General features: G+C 65.1%; 6 protein-coding genes and 1 tRNA gene. 6 read left to right on the forward strand and 1 reads right to left on the reverse strand.

Going from position 1 to position 5,880, the window contains the following annotated elements:
• On the forward strand, window positions 1-402 hold a 402-nt coding region (locus tag ACIQ42_RS15120), incomplete at its 5' end, for a hypothetical protein (protein ID WP_397423081.1).
• A gap of 353 nt (window positions 403-755) precedes the next feature.
• Here the strand turns inward: ACIQ42_RS15120 and lipB are convergent.
• Complete coding sequence (gene lipB, locus ACIQ42_RS15125; protein WP_397423082.1) at window positions 756-1,472, reverse strand: lipoyl(octanoyl) transferase LipB; 717 nt, start codon at window positions 1,470-1,472, stop codon at window positions 756-758.
• A 49-nt stretch (window positions 1,473-1,521) separates the two neighbouring features.
• Here lipB and ACIQ42_RS15130 point away from each other — a divergent pair, with 49 nt between their 5' ends.
• The 5 genes from ACIQ42_RS15130 to ACIQ42_RS15150 form a co-directional block, all read left to right on the forward strand.
• Window positions 1,522-1,791, forward strand: a complete 270-nt coding sequence (locus ACIQ42_RS15130; protein ID WP_397423083.1) for a FliM/FliN family flagellar motor switch protein — start codon at window positions 1,522-1,524, stop codon at window positions 1,789-1,791.
• A 53-nt stretch (window positions 1,792-1,844) separates the two neighbouring features.
• Window positions 1,845-1,929: transfer RNA gene (locus ACIQ42_RS15135), tRNA-Leu, on the forward strand.
• Window positions 1,930-1,992: 63 nt separating this feature from the next.
• Window positions 1,993-3,426, forward strand: a complete 1,434-nt coding sequence (gene mgtE, locus ACIQ42_RS15140; protein WP_397423084.1) for a magnesium transporter — start codon at window positions 1,993-1,995, stop codon at window positions 3,424-3,426.
• Window positions 3,427-3,496: 70 nt separating this feature from the next.
• A complete protein-coding gene (locus ACIQ42_RS15145; RefSeq protein ID WP_397423085.1) occupies window positions 3,497-4,690 on the forward strand; it encodes a lysozyme in 1,194 nt (397 codons plus the stop codon).
• A 41-nt stretch (window positions 4,691-4,731) separates the two neighbouring features.
• Window positions 4,732-5,880: isovaleryl-CoA dehydrogenase (locus ACIQ42_RS15150; RefSeq protein ID WP_397423086.1), on the forward strand; the 1,149-nt coding region annotated here is incomplete at its 3' end.

Below are 5,880 nucleotides of genomic sequence, written 5' to 3' on the forward strand. Positions count from 1 at the left end.
AAGATGGCCATGACGTTCGCGAACGCCTCGCTCGACGTGAAGCTCGTGACCCTGGCGCTGTGGCTGATAACATTGGCCAGCGTGGTCGTGTGGGTCCTGGCTCTCCGGCGGGTGGCGCGAATCTCCAGTTTCCGGGCGCCCCGGACCGTCGCTTTCCTCTCAGCTTGGCGGGCAGCTGGTCCCCTCGCCGGTGCGGCCGCCGCGTGCAAGGTCCAGTCGGAGTTCTGGGTGGGGGTTTACGCCTACCCGCCGGTCGAAGACTACATGCGCGAGGTGATGGGACCGGGACTCGCGGAATTCTGGATGTTGCTCTGGGCCGGTTTCATGGCCGGCGCCGTCGCAACACTCGCCCGGAGCCACCTCCTGGGACGGATCGAGGCGGCGCGGGCGCCGAGCGCGTAGTGCGGCGACAAGGCCCGGCGGGTCATCCCTTTAGCCGGGCCTGGGCAGGGTGACGCCTGTGTGGATCCGGCCGTCGAATGCGATCCAGGCCCCTTCGAACCCAGCCGGGGCTAGCCTGGCGCGCGCGGGGTTCAGGATCTTGGCCGTGAAGCGCCCCTGATCGAAGTGCGCATCCGGACGGTAAGTGGGGACACGCAAGACTTAAGTATTTCGAGGTTACTGTGACACGTTAACTAATCCCAAAAGGGCGACCCAGGCCTCCGCATACGGATTGACGGTTGAGTAAACCGCAACTGCAACCGAACCGCAATGTTTGGAAATACAACGCCCGGCGACCATCCGTCGGCGCGCTATCAGGAAAGCGGCGGCGGCGTCGTCGTCACGGGACCGAATACGGCCTGGAAGCTCGTCCTCAATGCCGCGTCCGCCTCCTCAATGGTCACCGCCGCGCCGAGATCCGCCAGGCTGGTGACACCGTGTGCGGTTACGCCGCAGGGCACGATGCCGCCGAAATGGGAGAGGTCGGGTTCGACGTTCAGCGAAACGCCGTGAAACGACACCCACTTGCGCAGCTTGACCCCGATGGCGGCGATCTTGTCCTCGCGCGGCGGGTCGGTCCGGGCCACCCAGACGCCCACGCGACCGGGTCTGACATCGGCGCGGACGTCGAGGGTCGCCAGGGCGTCGATCAGCCAGGCCTCCAGGGCGGCCACGAAGGCGCGCACATCGCGGCGGCGGCTTGTGAGGTCGAGCATGACGTAGGCCACCCGCTGGCCCGGGCCGTGATAGGTGTACTGGCCACCGCGCCCGCTCTGGAACACCGGGAAACGGGTGGCGTCCAACAGGTCCGCAGGTCGCGCCGAGACGCCGGCTGTATAGAGCGGCGGATGTTCGAGCAGCCAGACCAGTTCGCCCGCCCGGCCTTCGGCGATAGCGGCGGCGCGGGCCTCCATGGCGGCCACGGCGTCCGGGTAGGCCACAGGCGTGCGCGACACCGCCCAGCCGGCCGCCGCGCCGTCGTGACGCGCAAATTGCGCCGAAGCTTCGGAGATTAACGCCCGATCAAGCATGTCAGCGCCAATGTGCGCTGCGGCTCGGCGTCATGCAAAGCCCAACGGCGTGTTTCGGGGTTTTTCGGTGGGTCAGGTCAAGTCGGTCAACGTCGAGATCCAGGTGGTGCTGGGACGCGCCGCGCTGCCGATGGCGCAATTGCTGCGGATGGGCCGGGGGGCGGTGATTCCCCTCGACGCGACGGTGAATGATGAGGTCTGGATCCTGGCCAACAATCACCCGGTGGCGCGCGGAGAAATCCAGATCAACGACGAACGCATCTCCATCTGCGTGACGGGAGAGGCCGATGTTTATGACTACATGGCCGGATCAATCTGAGCCCGCTCTTCCCAAAGCGTTCTGCGTTTGCTACCTGCCGCGCCTCACCACGAGCGGTCGTGGCGGAATTGGTAGACGCGCAGCGTTGAGGTCGCTGTGGGGCAACCCGTGGAAGTTCGAGTCTTCTCGACCGCACCAGTGATTGAGACACGTCAACAGGGATCGAGAAACGTCGTCCGTACATAGCTGAGGGAGGTCCGAATGAGCCGTGACACGGACAGCCTCGCCGATATGGCGGACGACATTCAGCCCCACGAAGTTGACGAGGATCTGGAAGACCTCGCGCTTGACGAGGACTACGCGCTGAATCCCGATTTTGTGTCGAACGTCGCCGACGCGCTGGATCGCGGCGACGCCGAGCGTCTTCGCGAACTGCTGAGCGCGCTGCATCCCGCGGACATTGCCGACCTGATGGGCTTCCTGTCGGCGGACGCCCGCGAGGAGCTGGTCCCGCACCTCGACCCGGAAACCCTGTCCGAGATCCTCTCGGAGCTGGACAGCGAGATTCGCGAGGACGTGCTGGAGCACGTGCCGTCCGCCACCCTGGCCAAGGCCATCGGTGAAATGGACTCCGACGACGCCGCCGACGTGGTCGACGATCTGGAGGATGACAAACGCGCCCAGGTGCTGGCGGCCATGCCGGAGATGGAGCGGGCGGCCATTGAGTCGACGCTCTCCTATGGCGAAGAGACCGCCGGTCGTCTGATGCAGCGCGAGGTGGTGGCGGCGCCCCAGTTCTGGACCGTGGGCCAGGCCATCGACCACTTCCGCAGCGGCGGCGAGGAGCTGCCTGAACTGTTCTTCGATATCTATGTGGTCGACCCGGCCTACAAGCCCGTCGGCGCCGTGCCGGTCAGCCACCTGTTGCGGTCCGGTCGGCAGGTTCCTCTGGCCCAGATCATGGAGCCGGTGAACGAGATCGCCATCGATCTGGATCAGGAAGAAGTCGCCTATATCTTCGACAAGTATCACCTGATCTCCGCCCCGGTGGTGGACGTGGGCGGGCGGCTGGTGGGTCAGATCACCGTCGACGACATCGTGGGCGTCATCCAGGAGGAGGGCGAGGAGGATATCCTGGCGCTCGCCGGTGTTTCTGACGCCGGTCGCGACGCCGGGGTCGTCGGCATTGTGCGTTCGCGCATACCCTGGCTGATGATCAACATGGTGACCGCCGCGGTCGCGGCCAGTGTGATCGGCGCGTTCCAGGACGAGATTGCCAAGCTGGTCGTGCTGGCGGCTCTCTATCCGATCGTGGCCTCCCTAGGCGGCAATGCTGGCACCCAGACGTTGGCCGTGGCTGTGCGGGCTCTGGCCAATCGGGAACTGTCGTCCTTCAATGCGGTTCGGACGGTCTTGCGCGAGATGGCGGTGGGCCTGATCAACGGCGCGGCGCTGGCTGCGATCACCGGGACCGTGATTTTCCTGATGTTCCATGACTTGCGCCTCACCTTGGTGTTCGGCCTGGCGCTGATCATCAATCTGTTCATGGCGTCATTGGCGGGCGCTGTCGTGCCGCTGGTGCTGGAACGGAGCGGTCGCGATCCCGCAGTCTCGTCGTCGATTTTTGTGACTTTCGTAACGGACTTCACGGGCTTCTTTGCATTTTTGGGGCTCGCGAGCCTGATCCTGCTGTAAGTGGCGTCAAGCTTGCGTGAAGGGTCACCAGGCGTCTGCCGCCTATGCCGAATTGGGACAATCCGGGGCCATGTTCTCGCGCCACCGCGTCTCTCGTGGAGCCATCGACCTGCTCAAGCGGTTCGAGGGCTACCGCCAGACCGCCGTCCAGCTGCCCGATGGCCGCTGGATGATCGGCTATGGGCATACCCTGACGGCCCGCGAGGGCGCGGCGGTGTCCCAATCTGATGCAGAAGCGCTCCTGCTCTACGACCTGATCACTGTGGCTCACGTGGTCAATGAGGGCGTCTTCGCGCCGCTCAGCCAAAACCAGTTCGACGCGCTGTGCAGTTTCGCCTTCAACATCGGGGTCGATAACTTCCGCCGCAGCCAGATGCTGAAGCGGCTGAACGCCGGCGATCTGGTGCAGGCGGCCTGCGCCATGGAACTGTGGCGGAAGGCTGATTTCGAGGGCGAGCGGATCGTGATCGACGCCCTGGTCCGCCGCCGTGCGGCCGAGAAGGCGCTGTTCCTCACACCGGCGGGCGAAGGCTGGGTGCCCGCGCCAAGCCCATTGCTCCGTCCCCTGCTTGACGTCGACGCGCTCAGTCTGGTCCCCAGCGTCCGGCCAACAGAGCTTTCCACAGCAATTGAGGGCGCTCGGATCGTCGTCAGCCGCGAGGATGGATCTGATGCCGCGCCTCAGCCATCAGCGCCCGAGGCGCCCCTGGCGCCGGCCCTGGCCGCAGCGACCGAGGCCATGACGTCGCGACTGTCTACTCTCTTTGCCGACCCCGGTGAGGAACCTGAACTGACGATGCCCGCTCTGGGCGCCTCTACCGCCGACGCGCCGTCGATCGGCGAGTTCAAGTTTCTCGACGAGCCTGAGCTCGAGCTGGTTCCTGACAAGCTTTCGCCGGGGCCCGACCGGTTGGACGCCGAGCTGGAAATTCCCAAAACCCCGTTCCCGGAATTCCGGCGAGAGGCGATGAGTTCGAGCGTCAACGTCGAGATGGCGCCCTTCGAGTTCATTCCGGCCCGTAACCGGCCGGCGGCACGTCGCAAGGAGCCATCGCTGGTATGGGACCTCTTGCTGGCGCTGCTGGGTCTCTCACTGTTCGGCTTTGCCGCATTGTGGGGCGCCTATGCGGATGGCTCGGCGATGGGCGGACTTGTGACGCCTCTGCGCGTTGCCTGGCTGGTGGGATTGTCCGGGATCGCCTTCCTGGTGATTGCAGCATTCCGCTTTCTGCAGCGGTTGGAACGGCAGGCGGAACGGGACTAGCTGATCTCGCGCCGTCCGGTGAGCCGTGATAACCGTGCGCCATGATCCCGAACCATGGACCCAATCTCGAATTCAACCTCGGCGAAGCCGCCGATGCGATCCGGGAAACAACCGCGCGCTTTGCGGCAGATTGCATTGCGCCGCGCGCTGCCCGGATCGACGCCGACAATGAGTTCCCGCGCGATCTCTGGCCGCAGATGGGCGAGCTGGGCCTGCATGGCATCACCGTGGAAGAGGAGTTCGGCGGGCTGGGCCTGGGCTATCTTGAGCACGTCGTGGCGATGGAGGAGGTGTCCCGCGCCTCGGCTTCTGTAGGGCTGAGCTATGGGGCGCATTCCAACCTGTGCGTGAACCAGCTTCGTCGCTGGGGCAGCCCGGATCAGAAGCAGCGCTATCTCGGCAAACTGATCAGCGGCGCGCATGTCGGCGCCCTTGCGATGAGCGAGGCGGGCTCCGGATCGGATGTGGTCTCCATGCGCCTCAAGGCCGAGAAACGCGGCGACCGATATGTGCTCAACGGGACCAAATTCTGGATCACCAACGCGCCCCACGCGGACACCCTGATTGTCTATGCCAAGACCGCGCCGGAGGCCTCATCGAAGGGAATCACCGCCTTCATCATCGAGAAGGGCTTCAAGGGTTTCCACGTCTCCCAGAAGCTCGACAAGATGGGCATGCGCGGCTCCGACACCGGCGAACTGGTGTTCGAGGATTGCGAAGTGCCGGAAGAAAACATCATGGGCCCGGAGAATGGCGGTGTCGGCGTCCTGATGAGTGGGCTCGACTACGAGCGCGCCGTGCTGGCTGCGGGCCCATTGGGGATCATGCAGGCCTGTCTCGATGTGACGCTGCCCTATGTGCGTGAGCGCAGGCAGTTCGGTCAGGCCATCGGCTCGTTCCAGCTGATGCAGGGCAAGATCGCCGACATGTACGTGGCCCTGAATTCCGCCCGGGCCTACGTCTATGCCGTGGCCAGGGCCTGTGATGCCGGGATGACCACCCGGTTCGATGCGGCGGGGGCGATCCTGATGGCCAGCGAGAACGCCGTGAAGGTGTCGCTGGAGGCGATCCAGGCGCTGGGCGGGGCCGGGTACACCAAGGACTATCCGGTGGAGCGCCTGCTGCGCGACGCCAAGCTGTATGACATCGGCGCGGGCACCAACGAGATCCGCCGTTTCCTGATCGGGCGG

It is taken from the genome of Phenylobacterium sp. (assembly GCF_044372605.1).
Lineage (GTDB): Bacteria > Pseudomonadota > Alphaproteobacteria > Caulobacterales > Caulobacteraceae > Phenylobacterium.